Raw genomic sequence first — 23,394 nt, forward strand, 5'->3', positions numbered from 1 at the left:
GAAAAATTTATATTTTTAATAAAATAAAAGTTTGAATGTTTAGAAGGATTTTACGATTTTACATAGAACCCTAGACATTCTCTTTTTTATTCTTTAAAATGAAAGCGCAGTCTATTTTATATTTTTTGTTTCTACATATGTTGGGAGGATGGGAAATGAATATCCATGAGTACCAAGGAAAAGAAATCCTAAGAAAATATGGGGTTTCAGTTCCAAATGGTAAAGTAGCATTTACACCTGATGAAGCAGTGAAAGCATCAGAAGAGCTAGAAAGCTCTGTATATGTCGTAAAAGCACAGATTCATGCAGGCGGCCGTGGCAAAGCAGGCGGGGTAAAAATTGCAAAAACAAGAGATGAAGTGAAGGGGTTTGCAGAGGAATTGCTCGGCAAAACACTTGTCACACATCAAACTGGGCCAGAGGGGCGCGAAATAAAACGCTTACTTATTGAAGAAGGCTGCGATATTCAAAAGGAGTACTACGTTGGACTTGTTTTGGACAGAGCGACATCAAGAATTGTATTGATGGCTTCTGAAGAAGGCGGTACTGAAATTGAAGAAGTAGCAGAAAAAACGCCAGAAAAAATCGTCAAAGTGGTCATCGACCCAGCGATTGGATTGCAAGGCTATCAGGCGAGAGAAGTAGCGTTTAAAATTAATATTCCAACAAAATTAGTTGGCCAAGCTGTTAAGTTTATGACAAGTCTTTACAATGCATTCATTGAAAAAGATTGTTCAATTGCTGAGATTAATCCACTTGTTGTAACAGGCGATGGAAAAGTCATGGCGCTTGATGCGAAATTAAACTTTGATAGCAATGCCTTATATAGACAAAAAGATATATTAGAATACCGTGACCTTGATGAAGAGGATCCAAAAGAAATTGAAGCATCTAAATATGATCTGAGCTACATTTCTCTAGATGGAAATATTGGCTGTATGGTCAATGGTGCAGGTCTTGCGATGTCTACAATGGATATCATCAAGCATTACGGCGGGGACCCTGCAAACTTCCTGGATGTTGGCGGCGGTGCAACAGCTGAAAAAGTAACGGAAGCATTTAAAATCATCTTATCTGATCAAAATGTAAAAGGGATTTTCGTTAACATTTTTGGCGGCATCATGAAATGTGATGTCATTGCAGAAGGTGTCGTTGAAGCAACGAAACAAGTTGGCTTAACATTACCACTCGTTGTACGTCTTGAAGGAACAAACGTTGAATTAGGGAAGAAAATCCTGAGCGATTCAGGCTTAAATATCACTTCTGCTGAGTCTATGGCTGACGGGGCAGAAAAGATTGTATCTTTAGTCAAGTAGAGCAGAAAGGCAGGGAACCTAAATGAGTGTATTTATTAATAAAAATACGAGAGTAATTGTTCAGGGGATTACCGGTTCAACCGCATTGTTCCATACAAAACAAATGATTGAGTACGGAACAAATATTGTTGGCGGTGTCACACCTGGAAAAGGTGGAACTGAAGTAGAAGGAGTTCCTGTATTTAATACAGTATCTGAAGCTGTTCAAACAACTGGAGCAAATGCTTCTGTTATCTATGTACCAGCACCATTTGCAGCAGATGCCATTTTAGAGGCTGTTGATGCAGAAGTCGATCTAGTCATTTGTATTACTGAACATATTCCAGTACTTGACATGGTCAAAGTAAAACGGTATATGGAAGGGAAAAAGACAAGACTTGTTGGCCCTAACTGTCCAGGTGTCATTACACCTGAAGAATGTAAGATTGGGATCATGCCAGGCTACATTCATAAAAAAGGTCATGTGGGTGTTGTTTCTCGTTCTGGAACGCTTACATATGAAGCGGTACATCAGCTTTCAGAAGCTGGCGTTGGCCAATCGACAGCTGTAGGAATCGGCGGAGACCCTGTCAATGGGACAAACTTTATTGATGTATTAAAAGCATTCAATGAAGACCCTGATACACATGCTGTCATTATGATCGGTGAAATCGGCGGTACGGCTGAAGAAGAAGCAGCTGAATGGGTAAAAGCAAATATGACAAAGCCAGTTGTTGGCTTTATTGGCGGTAAAACGGCGCCTCCAGGAAAACGCATGGGACATGCTGGTGCCATTATTTCTGGTGGTAAAGGAACAGCTGATGAAAAAGTAAAAACAATGCGTGAATGTGGAATTGAAGTGGCAGAGACACCATCTGTCATGGGAGAAACATTGATTAAAGTACTAAAAGAGAAGAATCTTTTTGAAGCTTGTAAAACGCATTAATGACACAAGAAGACTTGTTCTTTGACAAGTCTTCTTCTTTCTATCTTAAACAGGAGGAATGGTATGTACAACGTGTCCGAAAGAATGATTTTTCACCGCTTAAAAGGCCTCATCTCACCCTCTTTGTTAACAAAATGGTGGAAAGTCGATCCTGAGCTATATATAAATGAAGAAACACATCATTTCAAACAGGATCGATCATTACAAACAATCGACTTTACCCGCTTAAAACAAGCCGAAGAAAAAGAATTCCCCATTTTTCAACACATCGTTCAAGCCTATTTAAAGCAAAACATTCACATGATTCCCATCACATCACCCTTATATCCCAGCACACTAAAACATATTTATGATCCTCCCCCTGTGTTATTCCTAAAAGGAAACATATCATATTTAAATGAAGAAAAAAGTTTAGGTGTAGTAGGCACACGAGTTCCATCGTCTTATGGAGAAGCATGTGTGAAGAAAATTGTTGGTGAGCTTGTAAAGGAAGATTGGACGATTGTCAGTGGCTTAGCAAAAGGCATTGATGGAATCGCACACAAAGAGTGCATTAGGAATAAAGGGAAAACGATTGGTATTATAGCAGGCGGATTTCAGCACTTATACCCAAAGGAACATGTGCAAATGGCTGAATACATGGGCGAGCATCATTTGCTTTTGTCTGAGCATCCGCCTTATGTCAAACCAGAAAAGTGGCATTTCCCTTTGAGGAATCGATTAATTAGTGCGCTAACAAGTGGAACCATCGTGATTCAGTGCAAAGAAAAGAGCGGTTCACTCATTACCGCGTATCAAGCACTTGAGCAAGGCAAAGAGGTATTTGCGGTTGCAGGATCAATCTTTGATCCTAATTCCACAGGTCCAGCCAAACTTATACAGCAGGGAGCAAAGCTTGTTCATTCAACGAAGGATATTTTAGAGGAATTCTCCTTCCGCGGTGTTCAATATACTGAACTCTCATAAAAATATCGTTTGACAAAAGACATAGGAATATTTAATAATAGTGAGGATTTAAGTTTACACTTTGTTTTTCGTGTTTATAATGATGTTCATCATAAAGAATTTTTCATGATTGCCTGTTAGATAGGTGCAATTAACATAAATATGAATTGTGAAATGTATAAAGAGAGAACACCTCTTAAGGGGGATTTTGAGTATGGCTGATTATTTAGTCATCGTTGAGTCGCCAGCCAAGGCGAAAACGATTGAGCGTTATTTAGGTAAAAAGTATAAAGTAAAGGCTTCAATGGGACACATAAGAGATTTACCGAAAAGTCAGCTTGGTGTTGACACTGAGCATGACTTCGAACCGAGGTATATTACGATTCGCGGGAAAGGCCCCGTATTAAAAGAATTAAAAACCGCTGCGAAAAAAGCAAAGAAAGTCTATCTCGCAGCTGACCCCGATAGAGAGGGAGAAGCGATTGCTTGGCATTTAGCGCATAGCCTTGACCTTGACCTCTCGTCTGACTGCCGAGTTGTCTTTAACGAGATTACAAAAGATGCTATTAAAGATTCCTTTAAGCATCCACGTATGATCAATATGGATTTAGTTGATGCACAGCAGGCAAGACGGATCTTAGATCGTCTCGTTGGGTATAAAATTAGTCCGATTTTATGGAAGAAAGTGAAAAAGGGCTTAAGTGCCGGTCGTGTTCAATCAGTTGCACTCCGCCTGATCATTGATCGCGAGAATGAAATCAATGAATTTAAACCAGAAGAATACTGGACAATTGACGGTACATTCCTAAAAGGAAAAGAAAGCTTCGAAGCGAGCTTCTTTGGCGTCAATGGCAAAAAGCATCCACTGAAAACAAAAGAAGATGTAAAAGAAATCCTTTCGAAACTAAAAGGGAGCAAATTCTCTGTAGAGAAAGTGACGAAAAAAGAGCGTAAACGAAACCCAGCTGTTCCGTTTACAACATCTACTTTACAGCAGGAGGCTGCAAGAAAATTAAACTTCCGTGCGAAAAAGACGATGATGATTGCACAGCAATTATATGAAGGAATCGATCTTGGTAAAGAAGGTACAGTCGGACTCATTACATACATGAGAACAGACTCAACTCGTATTTCCAATACGGCAATTGAAGAAGTATCTGCTTTCATTGATCAGACGTACGGTAAGAATTTCTTAAATACAACAAAACGAACCGCTAAAAAGAATGAAAATGCACAAGATGCTCACGAAGCCATTAGGCCGACTTCTACGCTGAGAAAACCAGCAGATGTCAAACATGTCTTAAGCCGAGATCAGCTTCGTCTGTATAAATTGATTTGGGAACGATTCGTCGCAAGCCAAATGGCGCCGGCTGTTCTTGATACAATGAGTGTGGACCTTGATAATAACGGGCTTACATTCCGTGCTAACGGAAGCAAAGTGAAATTCCCTGGATTCATGAAGGTATATGTAGAAGGGAAAGACGACCAGCTAGAAGAAAAGGACAAAATGCTGCCTGATCTTAAAGAAGGTGATACGGTTCTTTCAAAAGATATCGAACCTGAACAGCATTTCACGCAGCCGCCTCCGCGCTATACTGAGGCAAGACTTGTCAAAACGCTTGAAGAGCTGGGAATAGGCCGTCCGTCTACGTATGCACCAACATTAGACACGATTCAAAAGCGCGGCTATGTCGCACTTGATAATAAACGGTTTATCCCAACAGAGCTTGGGGAAATTGTTCTCAACTTAATCATTGAATTCTTCCCTGAGATCATTAACGTGGAATTCACAGCGAAAATGGAAAAAGAACTTGATAGCGTTGAAGAAGGTACGATCGAATGGGTTCGCATTATCGACAGCTTCTATCAAGACTTTGCAAAACGGGTAGAAAAAGCGGAAGCAGAAATGCAAGAAGTTGAGATTGAGCCTGAATACGCCGGGGTTGACTGTGAAGAGTGCGGACATCCAATGGTGTACAAAATGGGTCGATACGGTAAGTTCATGGCTTGCTCTAACTTTCCTGACTGTCGTAACACAAAACCAATTGTGAAAGACATCGGTGTGAAATGCCCAACATGTCATGAAGGAAACATTGTTGAACGAAAATCTAAGAAGCGCCGCATTTTTTATGGCTGTGATCGTTTTCCAGAGTGCGAATTCGTCTCTTGGGACAAACCGATTGAAAGAAAGTGTCCAAAATGCGAAAATATGCTTGTAGAGAAAAAGCTGAAAAAAGGCATGCAAGTTCAATGTGTGAACTGTGATTATAAAGAGGAACAACAAAAATAGCGGTGAGCAACCTTGTTCACCTGCTTTTTTATGTCATCAAACAGAACTTACGAAATAGGAGAGTTGTACAATGAGTCAATTTGTAAATGTGATCGGAGCAGGTTTAGCTGGAAGTGAAGCGGCATGGCAAATTGCTAAACGCGGAATTAAAGTCAACTTATATGAAATGAGACCTGTCAAACAAACGCCAGCTCACCACACAGATAAATTTGCAGAGCTTGTATGCAGCAATTCACTGCGTGCCAACGCTTTGACAAATGCGGTCGGTGTATTAAAGGAAGAAATGCGTCATTTAGATTCAGCGATTATCGCAGCCGCAGATGAAAGCTCAGTTCCTGCTGGCGGAGCGCTTGCAGTAGATCGTCATGAATTTGCAGCAAACGTTACTGATCGAGTAAAAAATCACCCGAATGTGACAGTCTTTCAAGAAGAAGTACAAAGCATTCCAGAAGGCCCAACAATTATTGCGACAGGCCCGCTTACTTCTGAAGCACTTTCAAAAGAATTAAAATCGTTAACTGGAGAAGAGTATCTATACTTCTACGATGCAGCGGCACCTATCCTAGAGAAAGATAGCATTGATATGGATAAGGTGTACTTGAAATCACGTTATGACAAAGGAGAAGCCGCTTATTTAAACTGTCCAATGACAGAAGAAGAATTCGATCGTTTTTATGAGGCGCTTATTTCTGCTGAAACAGTTCCATTAAAAGAGTTCGAAAAAGAAATCTTCTTTGAAGGCTGTATGCCAATTGAAGTCATGGCGAAAAGAGGAAAGAAAACGATGTTGTTTGGTCCGATGAAGCCAGTAGGACTTGAAGATCCGAAAACAGGAAAAAGACCTTACGCTGTTGTTCAATTAAGACAGGATGATGCAGCAGGCACTTTATATAACATCGTCGGCTTCCAGACACATCTGAAGTGGGGCGACCAAAAAGAAGTATTCCGCTTGATTCCAGGTCTTGAAGAAGCAGAGATTGTTCGTTATGGCGTGATGCACCGCAATACATTCATTAACTCACCGAGTCTTTTAAAACCAACGTATCAGTTTAAAAATAGAGAAGATCTATTCTTTGCTGGACAAATGACAGGCGTTGAAGGCTATGTCGAGTCCGCAGCTTCCGGACTAGTCGCTGGTATAAACGCCGCTCGTTTTGTCAAAGGAGAAGAGCTTGTGACTCTTCCGGAGGAAACAGCGATTGGCAGCATGGCTTATTACATCACATCGACAAACAAGAAAAGCTTCCAGCCAATGAATGCGAATTTTGGCTTGTTGAAAGATCTTGGTGTTCGCATTAAAAACAAACAAGAGCGTTATGCAGAGTACGCTAAGCGCGCAATCGAAACTATTCAAACTATTTCGAAATCTCTGTAGTAAAACATTGCATGGAAAGCAAGATATGTGATACCATTTAAAAGCCTTAAAGAGGTGTAAAAATGACGAATAAACAGCGTCTTGTCCACTTATTCATTGAATATCTGCAAATTGAAAAAAACTATTCTGTTTTAACCATCTCAGGATATACAGAAGCGATTGAAGAGTTTGTCAGATTTATGAACGTTCAAGGAATAGACGGTTTTGAAGAGGTATCCTATCAAGATACGAGAATTTATTTAACAGAAGCTTATGAAAAAGGCCTGACAAGAAGAACGATTAGTAAGAAAGTCTCTGCGCTTCGCAGCTTTTATAAATTTCTATTAAGAGAACAGCTTGTGAAAGAAAATCCTTTTTTACTTGTTAGCTTACCAAAGCAGGATAAGCGAATTCCTTCATTTTTGTATGAAGAGGAACTGAAAGAGCTTTTTACTGTTTCTGATGTCAGCACACCGCTTGGGCAAAGAAACCAAGCGATTTTAGAACTTCTTTATGCAACAGGTATGAGGGTCAGTGAGTTATGTTCATTAAAAGAATCTGATCTTGATTTATCGATGGATACAGTGCTTGTTCATGGGAAAGGCAGCAAGCAGCGGTATGTTCCTTTTGGTTCATATGCTCATGAAGCGCTCATCACTTATTTAGAGGATGGAAGGCTGAAGCTGAAAGCGAAGGGGAATGATCGTGCTGATGCATATGTATTTTTGAATCAGCGCGGGGCGCCTCTTACAGACAGAGGTGTTCGATTCATTCTCACTGAACTAATGAAAAAGGCGTCAGGCACATTACATATCCATCCTCACATGTTAAGGCACACCTTTGCCACACATCTCTTAAATGAGGGAGCAGATTTGAGAAGTGTTCAAGAACTTCTTGGTCATTCGAATTTATCATCAACTCAGGTGTACACGCATGTATCAAAAGATTCTTTAAGGAAAACGTACATGTCTCATCACCCAAGGGCTTTTAAACGATCCTAAAAGGAGGTTTTTTCATGTCATCATTTCATGCAACAACCATCTTTGCCGTTCAACATAAAGGAAAAAGTGCGATGGCTGGCGACGGTCAAGTCACTTTCGGGCAGGCTGTCGTGATGAAACACACGGCAAAAAAAGTGCGCCGTCTTTTCGGAGGTAAAGTGCTTGCAGGTTTTGCAGGTTCAGTAGCAGATGCATTTACACTCTTTGAAAAGTTTGAAACGAAGCTTGAAGAATATGGTGGTAACTTAAAGAGGGCAGCCGTAGAACTAGCAAAAGAGTGGCGTAGTGACAAGATGCTTAGGCAGCTTGAGGCCATGCTGATCGTTATGAACAAAGACAGCATCCTGCTTGTCTCTGGTACAGGAGAGGTCATCGAACCAGATGACGGTATTTTGGCCATCGGCTCAGGCGGCAATTATGCGCTTAGCGCCGGGAGAGCACTCAAAACACATGCAGGTGATCACCTCACAGCAAGAGATATTGCAAAGGCTGCTCTTGAAACCGCCGGAGAAATCTGTGTCTACACGAACGATCAAATCACTTTAGAAGAGCTTGAATAGAAAGGACATGAGACGTATGGAGAAAAAGCCGTTCACCCCAAGAGAGATAGTTGAAAAGCTTGATCAATACATTATTGGTCAGCTTGATGCGAAAAAAGCAGTGGCGGTGGCTTTAAGAAACCGTTACAGAAGAAGCCTTTTACATGATAAGCTAAAGGATGAAGTCGTTCCGAAAAACATCTTAATGATCGGCCCAACAGGAGTGGGGAAAACAGAGATTGCCCGTAGAATTGCAAAAATTTCTGGTGCGCCTTTTATTAAAGTGGAAGCGACGAAGTTTACTGAAGTTGGTTACGTCGGCCGTGATGTAGAATCGATGGTCAGAGATCTAGTTGAGACAGCGATCAGAATTGTCAAAGAAGAAAAGATGAAAGACGTTCAAGAAGAGGCAGAAAAACAAGCAAATAAACGTCTTGTTCATTTACTTGTTCCTGGCAAGAAAAAAAGCCAGTCTGTGAAAAATCCTTTTGAGATGCTGTTTGGTGGGTCTGATGAAGATGACCGTGATCGAGATCAATCAAGTGAAGAAGTAGAACTTGAATCGACAAGAAAGCGAATCGCTCATCAGCTGGCGATGGGCGAACTTGAAGATCATTACGTCACGATCGAAGTCGAAGAGCAGCAGCCATCCATGTTTGATATGCTTCAGGGATCGGGTATGGAGCAAATGGGCATGAACATGCAGGATGCGCTTGGCAATCTGATGCCTAAAAAGAAAAAACGCAGAAAGCTGACCGTTAGAGAAGCAAGAAAGGCGTTAACAGCTGAGGAAGCTTCAAAACTGATTGACATGGATGAAGTCAGTCAAGAAGCTGTCTATAAAGCAGAGCAGCAAGGGATTATTTTTATCGACGAAATCGACAAAATCGCTAAAAGCGGTGGTGCATCATCTGCAGATGTTTCTCGTGAAGGGGTTCAACGTGATATTTTACCGATTGTAGAAGGTTCAACTGTGATGACGAAATATGGGGCAGTGAAAACAGACCATGTGCTTTTTGTAGCAGCAGGTGCATTTCATATGGCGAAACCATCAGATTTGATTCCAGAGCTTCAAGGACGCTTCCCAATTCGTGTAGAATTAGATAAATTAAGTATCGAAGACTTTGTGAAAATCTTAACGGAACCAGATAATGCATTATTAAAGCAATATAAAGCTTTACTTGAAACAGAAGGTATATCTCTTGAATTTTCTGACGATGCTATTCATAAGATTGCAGAAGTGGCTTATCATGTCAATCAGGAGACAGATAACATCGGTGCAAGAAGGCTTCATACCATACTTGAGAAGCTCCTTGAAGAGCTTTCATTTGAGGCGCCTGATATTACACTAGGGACAGTGACCATTACCCCTCAGTATGTAGAAGAGAAGCTAGGAAAGATTGCAAATAACAAAGACTTAAGTCAATTTATACTTTAACAAATGAATAAAGTAATCTAGGAGGATCATTAACATGGCGTTACTACAAAAAACAAGGATTATTAACTCAATGCTGCAAGATGCAGCGGGGAAACCAGTTAATTTTAAGGAAATGGCAGAAACATTGAGAGATGTCATTGATTCAAACATTTTCGTATTAAGCAGAAGAGGGAAGCTTCTAGGCTACTCGATCAACCAGCAGATTGAAAATCCGCGTATGAAGAAAATGCTTGAAGACCGTCAATTCCCTGAAGAATATACAAAGAGTCTATTCAACATCCCTGAAACATCTTCAAATCTTGACATTAACAGTGAGTATACAGCTTTCCCGATTGAGAACCGTGATTTATTTGAATCAGGTTTGACAACCATTGTGCCAATTATCGGAGGAGGAGATCGTTTAGGAACGTTAATCCTGTCTCGTTTGCAAGATACATTTAAAGATGATGATTTAATTCTTGCTGAATACGGTGCAACAGTTGTTGGAATGGAGATCCTTCGTGAGAAGTCAGAGGAAATCGAAGAAGAAGCAAGAAGTAAAGCAGTTGTCCAAATGGCGATTAGTTCTCTTTCATATAGTGAGCTTGAAGCCATTGAACACATCTTTGAAGAACTTGATGGCAACGAAGGGCTTCTAGTGGCAAGTAAAATTGCTGACCGTGTAGGAATCACTCGTTCAGTGATCGTGAACGCCTTACGTAAGTTAGAAAGTGCTGGCGTCATCGAATCTCGCTCTCTTGGAATGAAGGGAACGTATATCAAAGTGTTAAACAACAAATTTTTAATTGAACTTGAAAATTTAAAATCTCATTAATCAAAACCCCTTTTTAGCAGAAATACAAGCTAAAAAGGGGTTTTTTTTATAAAAAAAGAGGAATTGTCCGAAAAATGACACTCTTTTTTCCAAGAAAACCCTTACAATTCTTAGTTCTTTGAATCTAGGTCTTTGTACCTACTCATAAAATAGATATATATTACGAGTTTTTTTTACATATACATCATAGACTTTAATCCTATTATTTCTTACAATGAACATATGGTTTTACAAATCTCGACATGATTAAATGGAATGAAATACATATGATTGGAGGTATATGGTTTTGGATATATTTTCTGGAACGATAAGCAACCTTGAGAATGCCTTGGGCAGAGCGAATGTTAAGCAAAAAGTCATAAGCAATAATATCGCGAATATAGACACACCGAACTACAAGTCGAAAAACGTCGCATTTCATGATATGCTAAACGATGCGTCGATCAAGCTAGATGCTAAAAAAACATACCAAGGTCACATTGATTTTTCTAAAACAGGGTCTAATTATTCAGTTGTTTCGAGCAACCGTACTTCATATCAAGAAAACGGAAATAATGTCGATATTGATCAAGAGATGAGTGAACTCGCTAAAAACCAAATTCAGTATAATGCGTTGGTTGAAAGAATGAGTGGAAAATTCAATTCTCTTAAAACAGTTTTGACAGGAGGTAAGTGATGTCAATTTTTTCAGGCGTTAACGCTTCGGCCTCTGCACTAACAGCACAGAGGCTCAGAATGGACGTTGTATCCTCTAACCTTGCAAATATGGATACAACAAGAGCGAAACAGGTTGATGGCAACTGGGAGCCTTATAGACGTAAGCTCGTCACCTTACAGCCGTCAGGTGAATCGTTTTCATCTATATTAAACTCAAGTATGAATTCGAGCAGTAAATTAGGAAACGGCGTGAAAGCAACGAAGATTACAGAAGACGAAACTCCATTCAACCTTCAATATGATCCTACAAATCCCGATGCCAATGAAAATGGATATGTTCAAACACCTAATGTTGATCCATTAAAGGAAATGGTTGACCTCATCAGCAGCTCAAGGTCATATGAAGCAAACGTGACCGCACTAAATGCGAATAAAAGCATGTTGATGAAAGCTTTAGAAATAGGAAAGTAAGGTGAAAAGAATTGGTTAACGCAATATCTCCTTTCCAGCTTCAAACTGCTCAGCAAGCAAGTGAATTGACAAATGCATCGTCCGTTCATGCGGCTGCACCTAAAAGTCAAACGAATTTCTCTGATGTGCTGAAGAATTCCATTGAGGCATTAAATCAATCGCAGCTGAAATCAGACCAGTATACAAATGCACTTGCACAAGGAAAAGATGTCAATCTCGATGAAGTCATGATTGCCTCGCAAAAAGCGAGTGTGACACTCACAGCTGCAACGGAGTTTCGAAATAAAGCAGTCGAAGCGTACCAAGAGATTATGAGAATGCAGATGTAGGAGGTGCTGACGGACAAAAAAAGACTGAATGGAATGACCGGGGGTTAAGATGAATCGTACTTTAATGCAATTAAGAACAAAAACAGTTGAGTTTTGGCGAAATCGATCAAAATTACAAAAAATACTTATGATTGGCGGCGTTGCTGCCCTAGCAATCATTATTACGGTTGTTAGCATCTTTGCTTCTTCTGAAAAAATGGTTCCATTGTTTAGAGACTTGTCTGAGGCAGAAGCTGGACAAATCAAACAGGAACTAGATGGCAAAAACGTTAAATCGGAACTTGCGAATAATGGAACAACGATTCTCGTTCCAGAAAAGCAGGCCGACTCTTTAAAAGTAACACTCGCATCTGAGGGTCTCCCTAAGACAGGGAATATTGACTACTCATTTTTTGCGAATAATTCCGGCTTCGGTTTAACAGATAATGAATTTGATGTTCTGAAAGTAGACGCAACCCAGACAGAACTATCCAATCTAATCAATACGATTGATGGGATTAAAGATTCAAAAGTTATGATTAACCTGCCAAAAGATTCCGTTTTTGTTGGAGAAGAGCAAAGTAATGCATCAGCATCTATTGTGCTGCAAGTTGAACGTGGCTACACGCTCTCGCCGCAGCAAGTAAAAGGCCTTTATCATCTTATTTCAAAAAGTGTGCCGAATTTAAAGACAGAAAACATTGTCATTATGGACCAAGATTCCAACTACTACGACTTAAACAGCAGTTCTGATTCCTATGCAAGTGGAATGGATGCACAGCAGCAGAAGAAAGAAGAAATTGAAAAGAACCTTCAAAGAAAAATTCAACAGCTGCTCGGAACAATGATGGGTCAAGAAAAAGTCGCTGTATCGGTCACAACAGACATTGATTTTACTGAAGAGAAAAGAAAAGAAGATCTTGTAGAACCAGTTGATAAAGAAAACATGCAAGGCATCGCTGTCAGTGCTGAAAAGATTGCTGAAACTTATTCAGGAAATGGTGCAGCAGCTGGCGGAACCGCTGGAACAGGCGACGATGATGTCACAAACTATCAAGGTGCCGATGGAGCGAATGGTAGCGGAGATTACGAAAAGAGCGAAGATCGTATCAACTATGAAGTCAACCGCATTCATAAAGATATCAAAGAGAGCCCTTATAAAATTAGAGATGTTGGCATTCAAGCATTGGTCGAACCACCAACTGCAAACGATGTGAACTCTTTAACAGCTGAAAGGCAAGATGATATTAAAAAGATTCTTTCAACGATCATTAGCACGTCAATTGATAAAGAATACACAAATGGTCAAGCGCTCACTCAAGCAGACTTAGATAACAAAATTGTTTTATCTGTATCAAAATTAGACGGTAAACAGCAAACTGCAGCAGAAAACCCATCAAACAATATTCCAATCTGGGTTTATATTGTAGGCGGTGTGCTACTACTTGCAATTATCGCTCTCATTATTCTTCTTGTGCGTAAACGCAGAAAAGAAGAGGAAGAAGAGTTTGAGTTTGATGAACGTACACCAATCCATGTTCCTGATATTGACACTGAACCAGAAACAGAGGAAATGGTGAGGAAAAATCAGCTTGAGAAAATGGCAAAAGATAAACCAGAAGACTTTGCTAAATTGCTACGCAGCTGGCTGTCCGAGGATTAGGAGGAATACACATGTCGAGAAAAGATCCAAATCGACTAACAGGCAGACAAAAAGCAGCAATCCTAATGATTTCCTTAGGGCTAGACGTGTCAGCATCTGTATACAAACATCTGTCTGAAGACGAAATAGAAAAATTAACACTTGAAATTTCCAATGTACGAAGTGTAGATACTGCTAAAAAAGATGAAATCATCGAAGAGTTTCACAGCATCGCCATCGCGCAGGACTACATATCACAAGGCGGTCTTATGTACGCAAGACAAGTACTTGAAAAAGCACTTGGTGAGGACAAAGCGGACAGCATCTTAAACCGGTTAACATCCTCGCTTCAAGTGAAACCGTTTGATTTTGCCCGGAAGGCTGACCCAGAACAAATCTTAAACTTTATCCAGCATGAGCACCCGCAAACCATCGCGCTCATTCTTTCCTACTTAGATCCAGTCCAAGCAGGGCAGATATTATCTGAATTAGGTGAGGATGTACAAACAGAGGTTGCGAGACGTATTGCTTTAATGGACCGCACATCTCCAGAGATCATCAATGAAGTGGAACGCATTCTTGAGCAAAAGCTTTCTTCAACCTTTACGCAAGACTATACGCAAACGGGCGGAGTCGAAGCGGTTGTAGAAGTACTAAATGGTGTAGACCGCGCGACCGAGAAGACCATTTTAGACACTCTTGAAATTCAAGATCCTGAGCTTGCTGATGAAATTAAGAAACGTATGTTTGTCTTTGAAGATATTGTCACTCTTGACAGCAGAGCAATTCAGCGCGTGATCAGAGATGTTGAAAATGATGACTTGTTGCTCGCACTCAAAGTGGCAAGCGAAGAGGTCAAAGAAATTGTCTTCCGCAACATGTCACAGAGAATGGTCGAAACGTTCAAAGAAGAAATGGAGTTTATGGGACCTGTCCGGCTTAGAGATGTCGAGGAAGCACAAACCCGTATTGTCAGCATCGTAAGACGACTCGAGGAAGCTGGAGAAATCGTCATAGCTAGGGGCGGAGGAGACGATATCATTGTCTAGGATTATCAAACATGAAACATCTGTTATTCCTGAGCAAGGCCGGCAAACGATTCCTTTGCAGCAAGTGGAGTTCAAAAAAGAACATCATGAAGAAGAGCTTGTCAATGAAACAGAAGCATCGCAGCTTGTACTAAGTGATGCTGAAGATCAAGCAAGCCGTATAGTAGAACAAGCAAATAATGAGCTTGAAAAAACAATGGCTGAAATCAATCAGCGCCGTGCTGATTTTGAAGAAGAAAGAATACAGCTGATTGAACAAGCGAAACAAGCTGGTTACCAAGATGGCTTCCAAAAGGGTGAAGCAGATGCGATGAGTCAGTATCGATCAATTCTTGATCAAGCAAATGACATTGTTAGTCTTGCCAAGCAGGATTACGAAGAAAAAATTGAAAGCTCCGCAGAAAAAATTGTGGAACTGGCTTTTGAACTCGCTAAACGCGTTTGGTACTCGGCTGAGGACACGAAAGATCAATTTTTGGCTCTCGTGAAGCAGGTCATTTCTGAAGTGAAAGAATATGACGATATTTCCATCTATGTGGACCCTAAACATTACGATCATGTGATGGAGTATAAAGACGAATTAATCAGAATCCTTCAAAAGGATACACACCTTGCGATTTACTCGGATGAAAAAGCGCCAAAAGGGACTTGTTACGTAGAAACAAGCTTTGGAAAAGTGGAAGCGAGTGTTGATACCCAAATGAATCAGTTGAAAGAAAAGCTACTAGAAGTCATTGATTCAGGTGAGCACAAATGAACATCGATGTGTTAAGAGAAACGATCGAAACTGCCGATCCTTATAAACGATTTGGTAAAGTCAATCGAGTTGTTGGACTGATGATTGAATCTAAGGGGCCGGAAAGTTCTATCGGAGATGTGTGTCTCATTCATAAAAAGGGGCGTAAGCACGATCCGATAAAAGCAGAGGTTGTAGGGTTTAGAGATGAACATATTCTGCTCATGCCTTATGTAGAAGCATCCAATATTTCACCAGGAAGTCTAGTTGAAGCGACAGGTGAGTCGCTGAAGGTCAAAGTTGGAACTGGCTTAATTGGCGAAGTTGTTGATGCCTTCGGTGAACCGCTGGACGGCAGTATGCTTCCAAAGGGACTTGCACCTGTTTCGACAGATCAGTCACCTCCAAACCCGATGGACAGGCCGCCTATTCGTGAAAAAATGGGCGTTGGCGTCAGAGTGATCGACAGTCTGCTTACAGTCGGCACTGGTCAGAGGATCGGTATTTTTGCCGGAAGTGGTGTTGGGAAAAGTACCTTAATGGGGATGATTGCTAAGCAGACAGAAGCAGACCTGAATGTCATTGCTCTTGTTGGAGAGCGTGGCCGTGAAGTTCGTGAGTTTATTGAAAAGGATTTAGGTACCGAGGGACTAAAGCGATCGATTGTTGTCGTCGCAACTTCTGACCAGCCAGCGCTGACAAGAATGAAGGCTGCTTATACAGCAACAGCTATTGCGGAATATTTTAGAGACAGAGGAAAAAATGTCATGTTCATGATGGACTCTGTTACACGGGTCGCTATGGCACAAAGGGAAATCGGTCTTGCAACTGGTGAACCGCCAACGACAAAAGGATATACGCCTTCGGTGTTCGCTATACTGCCAAAATTACTTGAACGAACTGGAACGAATCAGCTTGGTTCCATCACAGCGTTTTATACAGTGCTTGTTGATGGGGACGATATGAATGAGCCAATCGCTGATACAGTTAGGGGAATCTTAGATGGTCACATTGTACTTGATCGTGCTTTAGCCAACAAAGGACAATTTCCCGCTGTCAATATTCTGAAAAGTATCAGCCGCGTGATGAGCAATATCGCAAGTCATGATCACAAGGAGGCGGCCAACCGGTTCCGCCAGCTTTTATCCACTTATCAAAACGCTGAAGACCTCATTAACATTGGAGCATATAAAAAAGGCTCCTCGAAAGACATTGATGATGCTATGCAGGCTTATCCTCATCTGATTTCATTTTTGAAGCAGGATGTAGAAGAGGCTGTATCTATTGAAGACAGTGTGAATGTATTGCTCGGTTTGATGAATAGAGAGGATTGACGAAAACAGTGAGATATCAATACAAATTTCAAAAGCTCTTAGAACTGAAAGAAAGTGAAAAAGACAAGTCACTCGCAGCGTACCAACAATCCGTTTCGGCATTTGAGCAAGTCGCTGAAAAGCTCTATGAAAATATGAGTAAAAAAGAATTAATGGAAAAAAGCAAAGAAGAAAAGCTGAGAAGTGGTATGAGTGTCCAAGAAATGCGTCATTATCAGCAATTTGTGACCAATTTAGATAACACGATTCAGCATTATCAGCAGCTTGTGATCATGAAACGCCATCAAATGAATGAAAAACAATCTGATTTAACTGAAAAAAACATTGAGTTTAAAAAGTTTGAAAAAATGAAAGAAAAGCAGTATGAAAAGTTTTCCCTTGAACATAAGGCCATTGAAATGAAAGAAATGGATGATATCTCTATCAGCCAATTCATGTTTCAAGGACATTAGGAGTCGAGATGAATGCCTAAGAAGGAAGAAACGAAGGAATCAAGTGGCGGTAAATTTCAATGGATCTTGTTTATTGTCATCATCCCATTGATTGTGCTTGTGTTAGTGACTGGCACAATCCTTTATATGGCAGGTTTTGATCTAAAGAAACCGCTCCAACACATTCCGGGCGTCAGCAGTTTGGTTGGTTCAGATGACACGTCAAAAACGTCATCTTCACATAATAATCAAAGCGATGCAGAATTGAAGGAACTGAAAAAGACCATTAAAGAGCAAAAAAATGAACTTGAAATTGCGCAAAAAGACTTAAAAACAAGTGATGAAGAGATTAAAAGACTGAATCAAAAAATCAGTTCACTTGAAAAAACAACTGAAAATGATGCGAATAATACGTCAGCGAGTGACAGTTCATCAAACAACAGCTCATCGAGCGATACATCAGGTAATAATGCGTCAGGAACAACTTCTGATGAGGCAGCAGCCTCTAACCAGAAACCTAAAGGGAAGATTGCCAGTATCTATGAAAGCATGGACGCAGGGAAATCCGCCAAAATTTTATCAGAATTAAGTGATAAAGAGGCATTGAAGATCCTCGAAGAGCTGAGCAAAAATAAACTAACAGACATATTAGCAAAACTAACACCTCAGAAGGCAGCTACGTTTACGAAAGAGCTTTCTAAAAAAGAAAGTGAAAATGGGGGTGGACAATAAGTGAAGCTATTGGATATTGGAGCCTTACAGCAATCGTCTCAAGGTCTCGCGGGACCAAAGGGGAGCGGCGCGGCATCTGCAAGCGGGTTGTTTAAACAATTACTTAGCGGGGCAGGCGCACAAAGCGGCCTTGTGAATGCTGAGACAGCGGGTGCCACTCTTTCCATCAATGATGCGATGCAAATCATTGAAAAATGGATGCAATCGCCTGAAGAAGGCATCAACGAAGACCTTCTTAGCGCGCTTCAAACACTTCAAGGTCAAACGCTTGATTCGTCTGATCTCAAGTCACTAGAAGAGCTATTTCAAAAAATGGAATCATCCATTTACGGTGATCAAGCGGATAAGCCAGCTTCTGAACATAGTGAGCAGCTCATACAAGTCCACTTTTTCATATATCAACTACTCAATCAACAGCCGCTCAGCTTTGATGCCAAGTTAGTGCAAGATATTGAAGCAAAGGGTCAAGACTTCATTCACTTTCTTTCAAAAAATGGAGTAGATGAGAAACTGATTCAGCAAGTAAAAGAGCAGTTTTTCTCGCAAGGTTCAGCACCAAAGCTGAATTCGATGTCTCAAAGTGAGCTGAAACACTTTAATCAGTTAATCGACCATATGATGGCAAATGCAAAAGGGTCAGACAAAGAGTTGAAGATTGCTTTAGGAGAGTTAAAAGAATTGGTCTCTCCAAGACAAGAATCTACTCTTGCTACTCCTGCTAAAGGGGCTGCCTCTCTTGAATGGCTCATCAAAAAGGAAGTGGTCAAAGGGCAAAGCACTGCTGCACCTGCTTCTGAAAAAACGATCACTCATACGCTTTTGCCAGGTCATAAGCAGTTTTTTCAACTGCAATCAGCAGCCCCTGTTCAGCAGCCACAAACAACTGATGAAAAGCCGGGAACGGTTGATCAGCAAATTCTAAATACGTGGAAGCAAATGAAATTCACACCATTTGGCAACTCAAGCGGACGCTTTACAGTTCGATTAAATCCAGAAAATCTCGGATTTATCACGATTCAGCTGACGAAGCAAAATGGTATGTATGCGAGTAAGATTACTGCTTCGACGCAAGCAGCAAAAGAGCTGCTAGAGCATCATCTACCGCAGCTCAAGCAGGCGCTTCCGAATATGTCGGTTCAAGTGGATCGTTTCCATATACCGCTTCAATCAAATGAACAGCCGTTATTTGGACAATTTAACGAAGAAAACAAGCAGCAACAGTCAAAAGGGCAGAATTTCCAGAAGCCTGATGAACAGGAAGCAGAATTCCAAGATGTACTGGATGCTCTTGTTGGGTCAGATGAAGAAGAGGAGGAAATCTAATGGCAACGGTTGATGCTACGAATAGAACAGTCGCACAAACACAAACAGACACTTCTTCAAAAGCAGAAAAGAAAACAGATACGCTCGGCAAAGATCAATTCTTGAAAATTTTGCTCACGCAGCTTCAAAACCAAGATCCGACAAACCCACTAGATGACCGTGAGTTTGTCACACAGCTTGCAACATTTTCATCTTTAGAACAGCAAACCAATATGAACGATTCTATCACCAAGCTGAATCAGCTCATGTCTACATTTGTTGCACACCAAGATCCGTTTACGACGTATGTAGGCTGGATTGGTAAAGAAGTAGCGGGCAAACAAGATGATAAAGACATATCTGGCACTGTCAAGTCTGTTAAAAACATAAACAATGAATACTTCCTATATTTAGAAGATGGAACGAAAATCAGCCCTTGGGACGTTACAACTGTTGGAGAAAAATCGTAAGCAAATCGAGGAGGAAAATAAATGTTACGCTCACTTTACTCAGGAATTAGCGGAATGAAAAACTTCCAAACAAAATTAGATGTTGTAGCCAATAACGTGGCCAACGTCAATACACACGGTTACAAAAAAAGCCGTATCACTTTTAAAGATATGGTCAGTCAAACAATTTCAAGCTCAGGTGGACCGACGAACAACTCGGGTTCGATCAACTCAAAGCAAGTTGGTTTAGGATCTTCTTTATCATCTATTGATAAAATCATGTCAGCAGGAGCTTCTCAAAATACAGATGAACCTTACGACTTTTATATCAATGGAGACGGATTTTTCCGTATTCAAAGTCAAGGAGAAATTCTTTATACAAGAACTGGGAATTTTAAACCTGATTCAGAGGGAAGTTTAGTCACTTCTGATGGAAATTACCTGCTTGGAATGGATGGACAAAAGATAACGATTCCAGAAGGCATTTCAAGTGTAAGTGTAGGTCCAGATGGGACGATTTCGGTTGTTGAAAACAATGTATCAAGAACCGTTGGTCAAGTATCACTGGTATCTTTCCGTAACGCAGGTGGGTTAGACAAAGTTGGTGACAACCTTTACCGCCAAACGTTAAGTTCAGGTGCACCAAGTAACCCTATCGTACCTGGTCAAGAAGGAACGGGCGTCATCCAAACAGGCCGACTTGAAATGTCAAATGTTGATTTAACAGACGAGTTTACTGAAATGATTATCGCGCAGCGTGGATTCCAATCGAATGCAAAGACGATCACAACATCTGATGAAATTCTGCAAGAGCTTGTGAATCTGAAACGATAGGAGGTAGGGGGAGCGGATGAACGCTTCTCTGCTTAATATGATTGAAGTGACAAGATTGAATGGCAAAGGATTTATGCTGAACGCTCTCCATATCGAGCAAATCGAAAGCTTTCCAGACACAACCATTACATTAGCCAATGGAAAGAAATTCGTTGTGAAAGAAAATGAAGAGCAACTTCAAGAGAAAATCATTTCTTTCTACAGAAAAATCCAAGTCATTTCATTGAATCAAGGAATAGAGGAATTTGAATGAAGAAGAAATTAGTCGTAGTAATGCTAATCATGATTATTGCCATCGGCGGAATAGGAGCAGGCATCATTTTTCTGCTGAATGGTTCAGAAGAAGCAAAAGCTGAAAAAGAGCCAACAGCAGATGAAGTCGTAAAAGCTTCTGTTGAAATTCCTGAGATTATCACCAATTTAAAGTCTGAAGGAAATGCGGTCAAACTTGTATTGAATATTGAAACAGACTCTGAAAAAGCAAAAGAAGAGCTTGAGAAAAGAAGTTTTCAAGTGAAAGACGCCGTAATTGACATTTTATCAGACACAAATGCAGATGAACTTGATGGCAAAAAAGGCAGAGAACATTTTAAAACACTAGTCAAAAACAAAGTGAATAACTATTTGCAAGATGGCAAGGTGAAAGAAGTATATATAACCTCCTTTAATCTGCAATAGAGGCGATTAATTGACACGATGGAGGTGAAGAAATGTCAGGAGAAGTGCTTTCCCAGAATGAGATCGATGCATTATTATCCGCCATATCAACAGGTGAAATGGATGCAGAAGAGCTGAAAAAAGAAGAAACGACGAAAAAAGTAAAGGTGTATGATTTTAAACGTGCACTTCGCTTTTCAAAAGACCAGATTCGAAGTTTAACAAGGATTCATGATAACTTCGCTAGACTGCTCACCACGCACTTTTCAGCTCAGCTAAGATCATATATTCAAATTACTGTCAGCTCGGTTGACCAAGTACCATACGAAGAATTTATTCGTTCGATTCCTAATATGACATTATTAAACTTATTTTATGTCAGCCCGCTTGAAGGAAGAATCATGCTTGAAGTGAACCCAACAATCGGCTATGCCATGATGGACAGGCTGATGGGCGGGATTGGCATTAGTCATAATAAGACAGAATCACTTACAGAAATCGAAACAAAGATTATCTCAAACATGTTTGAGGGAGCTTTGGAAAATTACAGAGAAGCGTGGCAGTCTATAACCGACATCGAGCCTGAAATGGCAGATTTCGAGGTAAATCCCCAGTTTGTTCAAATGGTGTCACCAAACGAAACAGTTGTCGTCATTTCTCTTAATACACAAATTGGCGAGGTAAGCGGGGTTATTAACCTATGTATTCCTCATGTTGTATTAGAGCCTATTATTCCGAAGCTGTCTGTACACTACTGGATGCAGTCTGAACGAAATGAACCAAAACAACAAGAAACAAAGGCCATTGAAAAACGGATTATGACGGCAAAGATACCGGTAGTCGCAGAGCTAGGGGAATCGGAAATGACGGTGGAAGAGTTTTTGAATTTGGAAATTGGTGATTGTATTGCCTTGGACAAACCAGTAAATGCGCCTCTTACTGTTATGGTCGGAAATAAACCGAAATTCTTGGGACAGGCCGGCCGCGTGAATCGGAAACAGGCGATTCAAATTCTAGATCACGACATAAGAGGTGAAGAAGATGGAGAATAACGGAAGTAAATTATCACAAGACGAAATCGATGCGCTCCTTAAAGGAGGTAGCAATGACGATATAGAGCCTGATACAGTCCTTTCTGCAATGGAGCAAGATGCCATTGGAGAAATTGGAAATATTTCATTCGGCAGTTCTGCTACAGCACTTTCAACCCTATTAAATCAAAAAGTGGAGATTACCACTCCAACTGTGACAGTGATTCAAAAAAGTATGCTGAATGAGGAGTTTCCTCATCCGTATGTCGCGATTGAAGTGAATTATACGGAAGGCTTCAGCGCGAGTAACCTGCTTGTCGTCCAGCAAACAGATGCAGCAGTCATTGCGGACTTAATGATGGGCGGAGACGGGACAAATGCTGACCCTTCTTTAAGCGAGATTCACTTAAGTGCGGTGCAAGAAGCAATGAACCAAATGATGGGTTCTGCTGCGACATCCATGTCGACTGTCTTTAATAAAAAGATTGATATTTCTCCGCCTCGCGTCGAATTACTTGATGTGAAAGAAGGAGAAGGAACAGACCGGATCCCAGCTGAAGAAATGCTTGTCAAAGTGTCCTTCAGATTAAAAATAGGTGAACTTATTGATTCAAATATTATGCAGCTTTATCCTATTACATTTGCGAAGGATTTAATTGCAGAATTAACAGACCCTGCGCAAGAGGAAGAGCCGGTTCAAGAAGCTCAAGTGACTACACCTGAACCTCAGCCGGCAGCGCCACAAGCGCAATCTGCACCAGCGCCGCAAGCAGCTCCGCCGAAAAGACAGGCGAAGCCAAAGCCGGCAGCACCTGTAAATGTTGCACCAGTTGAATTTGAAGCATTCAGTGAGCCTCAGCATACAACAAGCCAGCTTGGAAATCTTGATATGCTGATGGATATCCCGCTTTCTATTACGGTGGAACTTGGAAGAACTCAGCGAAGTGTCAAAGAAGTTCTTGAGCTTTCAGCAGGAAGTATCATTGAACTGGACAAACTTGCTGGTGAGCCAGTAGACATTCTAGTTAACAAACGAATCGTCGCCAAAGGGGAAGTCGTTGTCATTGATGAGAACTTTGGTGTTCGTGTGACTGATATTTTAAGTCAGTCAGAAAGACTTTCTAATTTAAAATAAACAA

At 40.7% G+C, this 23,394-nt stretch carries 25 protein-coding genes; all 25 read left to right on the top strand.

Translation table 11 applies throughout. The features are described 5' to 3' along the window. Nucleotides 1-155 precede the first annotated feature (155 nt). Complete coding sequence (gene sucC / locus SB660_RS01985; protein ID WP_144462060.1) at nucleotides 156-1,316, top strand: ADP-forming succinate--CoA ligase subunit beta; 1,161 nt, start codon at nucleotides 156-158, stop codon at nucleotides 1,314-1,316. A gap of 22 nt (nucleotides 1,317-1,338) precedes the next feature. Beyond that, nucleotides 1,339-2,241, top strand: coding sequence for a succinate--CoA ligase subunit alpha (gene sucD / locus SB660_RS01990; protein WP_003212080.1), 903 nt, complete (start codon nucleotides 1,339-1,341; stop codon nucleotides 2,239-2,241). Nucleotides 2,242-2,304: 63 nt separating this feature from the next. After that, nucleotides 2,305-3,207 carry a DNA-processing protein DprA gene (gene dprA / locus SB660_RS01995; RefSeq protein ID WP_058014001.1) on the top strand — a complete coding sequence of 301 codons (903 nt, stop codon included), beginning with the start codon at nucleotides 2,305-2,307 and terminating at the stop codon, nucleotides 3,205-3,207. A gap of 193 nt (nucleotides 3,208-3,400) precedes the next feature. Continuing rightward, the gene (gene topA, locus SB660_RS02000; RefSeq protein WP_058014000.1) at nucleotides 3,401-5,476 is read left to right on the top strand and encodes a type I DNA topoisomerase; all 2,076 of its coding nucleotides are present in this window, start codon (nucleotides 3,401-3,403) and stop codon (nucleotides 5,474-5,476) included. Nucleotides 5,477-5,546: 70 nt separating this feature from the next. Continuing rightward, on the top strand, nucleotides 5,547-6,851 hold the full coding sequence (gene trmFO, locus SB660_RS02005) for an FADH(2)-oxidizing methylenetetrahydrofolate--tRNA-(uracil(54)-C(5))-methyltransferase TrmFO (protein WP_034662383.1): 1,305 nt from the start codon (nucleotides 5,547-5,549) through the stop codon (nucleotides 6,849-6,851). Nucleotides 6,852-6,913: 62 nt separating this feature from the next. Further along, nucleotides 6,914-7,831, top strand: a complete 918-nt coding sequence (gene xerC / locus SB660_RS02010) for a tyrosine recombinase XerC (RefSeq protein ID WP_058013999.1) — start codon at nucleotides 6,914-6,916, stop codon at nucleotides 7,829-7,831. Nucleotides 7,832-7,845: 14 nt separating this feature from the next. Beyond that, nucleotides 7,846-8,391, top strand: a complete 546-nt coding sequence (gene hslV, locus SB660_RS02015; RefSeq protein WP_003211247.1) for an ATP-dependent protease subunit HslV — start codon at nucleotides 7,846-7,848, stop codon at nucleotides 8,389-8,391. Between the two features lie 16 nt (nucleotides 8,392-8,407). Beyond that, complete coding sequence (gene hslU, locus SB660_RS02020; RefSeq protein ID WP_003211907.1) at nucleotides 8,408-9,808, top strand: ATP-dependent protease ATPase subunit HslU; 1,401 nt, start codon at nucleotides 8,408-8,410, stop codon at nucleotides 9,806-9,808. Between the two features lie 34 nt (nucleotides 9,809-9,842). Next, nucleotides 9,843-10,622 carry a GTP-sensing pleiotropic transcriptional regulator CodY gene (codY, locus tag SB660_RS02025; RefSeq protein ID WP_003210838.1) on the top strand — a complete coding sequence of 260 codons (780 nt, stop codon included), beginning with the start codon at nucleotides 9,843-9,845 and terminating at the stop codon, nucleotides 10,620-10,622. A 286-nt stretch (nucleotides 10,623-10,908) separates the two neighbouring features. Then, nucleotides 10,909-11,298 carry a flagellar basal body rod protein FlgB gene (gene flgB, locus SB660_RS02030; RefSeq protein WP_012009952.1) on the top strand — a complete coding sequence of 130 codons (390 nt, stop codon included), beginning with the start codon at nucleotides 10,909-10,911 and terminating at the stop codon, nucleotides 11,296-11,298. Next, a complete protein-coding gene (flgC, locus tag SB660_RS02035; RefSeq protein ID WP_058013998.1) occupies nucleotides 11,298-11,750 on the top strand; it encodes a flagellar basal body rod protein FlgC in 453 nt (150 codons plus the stop codon). The genes flgB and flgC overlap by 1 nt, the downstream gene beginning before the upstream one ends. Nucleotides 11,751-11,761: 11 nt before the next feature. After that, nucleotides 11,762-12,079, top strand: a complete 318-nt coding sequence (fliE, locus tag SB660_RS02040) for a flagellar hook-basal body complex protein FliE (RefSeq protein WP_058013997.1) — start codon at nucleotides 11,762-11,764, stop codon at nucleotides 12,077-12,079. Between the two features lie 49 nt (nucleotides 12,080-12,128). Next, nucleotides 12,129-13,721 (top strand): flagellar basal-body MS-ring/collar protein FliF, encoded by a 1,593-nt coding sequence (gene fliF, locus SB660_RS02045; RefSeq protein ID WP_180309014.1) that lies wholly within the window; start codon nucleotides 12,129-12,131, stop codon nucleotides 13,719-13,721. A gap of 11 nt (nucleotides 13,722-13,732) precedes the next feature. Further along, nucleotides 13,733-14,749 carry a flagellar motor switch protein FliG gene (gene fliG, locus SB660_RS02050; protein WP_012009955.1) on the top strand — a complete coding sequence of 339 codons (1,017 nt, stop codon included), beginning with the start codon at nucleotides 13,733-13,735 and terminating at the stop codon, nucleotides 14,747-14,749. Further along, on the top strand, nucleotides 14,742-15,506 hold the full coding sequence (gene fliH, locus SB660_RS02055) for a flagellar assembly protein FliH (RefSeq protein WP_410581109.1): 765 nt from the start codon (nucleotides 14,742-14,744) through the stop codon (nucleotides 15,504-15,506). The genes fliG and fliH overlap by 8 nt, the downstream gene beginning before the upstream one ends. Beyond that, on the top strand, nucleotides 15,503-16,819 hold the full coding sequence (gene fliI / locus SB660_RS02060; RefSeq protein ID WP_058013994.1) for a flagellar protein export ATPase FliI: 1,317 nt from the start codon (nucleotides 15,503-15,505) through the stop codon (nucleotides 16,817-16,819). Before fliH ends, fliI begins: the two co-directional genes overlap by 4 nt. An 8-nt stretch (nucleotides 16,820-16,827) precedes the next feature. Beyond that, nucleotides 16,828-17,271: a flagellar export protein FliJ gene (gene fliJ / locus SB660_RS02065; RefSeq protein ID WP_034620036.1), complete on the top strand. Its 444-nt coding sequence runs from the start codon at nucleotides 16,828-16,830 to the stop codon at nucleotides 17,269-17,271. A gap of 12 nt (nucleotides 17,272-17,283) precedes the next feature. Beyond that, nucleotides 17,284-17,982, top strand: coding sequence for a MotE family protein (locus SB660_RS02070; RefSeq protein WP_410581112.1), 699 nt, complete (start codon nucleotides 17,284-17,286; stop codon nucleotides 17,980-17,982). Beyond that, a complete protein-coding gene (locus tag SB660_RS02075; RefSeq protein ID WP_410581114.1) occupies nucleotides 17,983-19,305 on the top strand; it encodes a flagellar hook-length control protein FliK in 1,323 nt (440 codons plus the stop codon). It begins immediately after the preceding gene. Continuing rightward, on the top strand, nucleotides 19,305-19,754 hold the full coding sequence (gene flgD / locus SB660_RS02080) for a flagellar hook assembly protein FlgD (RefSeq protein WP_058013991.1): 450 nt from the start codon (nucleotides 19,305-19,307) through the stop codon (nucleotides 19,752-19,754). The genes SB660_RS02075 and flgD overlap by 1 nt, the downstream gene beginning before the upstream one ends. 21 nt (nucleotides 19,755-19,775) lie before the next feature. Beyond that, nucleotides 19,776-20,567 (top strand): flagellar basal body rod protein FlgG, encoded by a 792-nt coding sequence (gene flgG, locus SB660_RS02085; protein WP_058013990.1) that lies wholly within the window; start codon nucleotides 19,776-19,778, stop codon nucleotides 20,565-20,567. Nucleotides 20,568-20,604: 37 nt separating this feature from the next. Further along, nucleotides 20,605-20,820 carry a swarming motility protein SwrD gene (gene swrD / locus SB660_RS02090; protein WP_034620035.1) on the top strand — a complete coding sequence of 72 codons (216 nt, stop codon included), beginning with the start codon at nucleotides 20,605-20,607 and terminating at the stop codon, nucleotides 20,818-20,820. Beyond that, on the top strand, nucleotides 20,817-21,245 hold the full coding sequence (gene fliL, locus SB660_RS02095) for a flagellar basal body-associated protein FliL (protein WP_003212424.1): 429 nt from the start codon (nucleotides 20,817-20,819) through the stop codon (nucleotides 21,243-21,245). Before swrD ends, fliL begins: the two co-directional genes overlap by 4 nt. Nucleotides 21,246-21,277: 32 nt before the next feature. Beyond that, on the top strand, nucleotides 21,278-22,276 hold the full coding sequence (fliM, locus tag SB660_RS02100) for a flagellar motor switch protein FliM (protein ID WP_003212239.1): 999 nt from the start codon (nucleotides 21,278-21,280) through the stop codon (nucleotides 22,274-22,276). Continuing rightward, the gene (gene fliY / locus SB660_RS02105) at nucleotides 22,266-23,390 is read left to right on the top strand and encodes a flagellar motor switch phosphatase FliY (RefSeq protein ID WP_410581118.1); all 1,125 of its coding nucleotides are present in this window, start codon (nucleotides 22,266-22,268) and stop codon (nucleotides 23,388-23,390) included. Before fliM ends, fliY begins: the two co-directional genes overlap by 11 nt. The last annotated feature ends 4 nt before the right edge of the window (nucleotides 23,391-23,394 follow it).

Origin of the sequence: Bacillus sp. SIMBA_005 (assembly GCF_046535585.1) — a bacterium.
Taxonomy (GTDB): Bacteria; Bacillota; Bacilli; order Bacillales; family Bacillaceae; genus Bacillus; species Bacillus pumilus.